Origin of the sequence: Bacteroides sp. 51, assembly GCF_010500965.1 — a bacterium.
In the GTDB taxonomy this organism is placed as follows: domain Bacteria; phylum Bacteroidota; class Bacteroidia; order Bacteroidales; family Bacteroidaceae; genus Bacteroides.
Genome location: NZ_QVMI01000090.1, coordinates 1 through 1,256 on the forward strand (window position 1 = coordinate 1; position 1,256 = coordinate 1,256).

A 1,256-nucleotide genomic window follows, 5' to 3' on the forward strand; every position below is an offset into this window, starting at 1 on the left:
GTAAGAAAATATTCCTAAATTTCTTCCGGATTTCTACCGGTTTTCTTCATTTTATAAGGGGACAGACAAAGCGGACAGGCAAAATCCGGTGACTATCGGGGAAATTATATCGCAATCACATCCTTCCGGGCACCAAAAGCTGACATAAGGACACGACTCGTCCTGCCCGGAAGAATGGTGATTCTGCCAGGTTCATTTTTTTTTACGCTTTATTTCCCTCTTTTTGGCCGCTTAAGCCCCTATCAAACCCTTACCCTATGGTTCTGGATGGCCTGGATAACACGCGCGTTGGCCTCATCCAGGGTGGAACCCGCCAGTGTACCCAGGTAAATACTCGTCGTCTTTTCCGAGCTATGGCCCAAACATTCACTAAGAACCATTGTAGAGAGGTTGATAAGCTTCCCGACGGTAGCCCAGGTGTGCCGCGCTACGTGCGTACTTAGGGTTTTAGTAATCCCAGCCATAGTCGCCAGTCGTTTCAATCGGTTGTTCTGGGTGCGCAGGGCGCTTTCATACTGAACCAGTGAGGGTTTATCTGCATGGCGGATCAGGGGAAAGACATAAGGTGAATCCGAAGTTTCATCGGCGAAGCTATCGATAATAGTTTGTAGCGCGGGGGCGATTTCCACCTCAATCCGCTGGCCGGTCTTCTTGCGCATATACCGGATGCAGCCATCCTTGATATCCGATTTCTTCAGGTAGGCCAGGTCTACGAAGCACATTCCCCGCGCATACAAACAGAAGTTGAAATAGCGTTGGGCATCCTGCAGTTTTTTTAACTGGGTGTGTTCACTGCTACCGGGCTGTTCATCGCACAGGTGCTTCTCTAAATCAACATTCAATAGCTGGCTGGTTTCATCCATGGAAAGTGCCCGCTTTACTGTTTTTACCACTCCGGTAAATACATCGGCAAATGGGTCCTCTTCTTTGCGGGCGATAATCAGATTTTCCTGTACGGCTTTGTTATAGATTGCCCGCAGGTTGCGCATATAGTAGGATATGGTATTCAGCATCAACCCTTTATTTTTCAGATGGCTCTCAAAGTCTTTCATCAGGCGGGCATCGATCTGCTTTAAAGAGAGATGGGTATCCCCATGAAAAGAGAGCAGGCCGTGGGTAACCGTGCGGTAAGCACGGGCGGTACGGTATTGTCCACGTGAGGTCAATAGCTTAAACAGCGTTTCGGTATACCCCTGTAAGGTGCCCTCGCTGTGCTGCCGCAGATAGAGCAACAACAGGTCGTTGAGACGGTAGCG

1 protein-coding gene is annotated in these 1,256 nt (G+C 49.2%); it reads right to left on the reverse strand.

The window, feature by feature from the left end:
* Positions 1-242: 242 nt before the first annotated feature.
* The coding region (locus D0T87_RS23620) for a site-specific integrase (RefSeq protein ID WP_163178622.1) at positions 243-1,256 on the reverse strand (1,014 nt) is incomplete at its 5' end.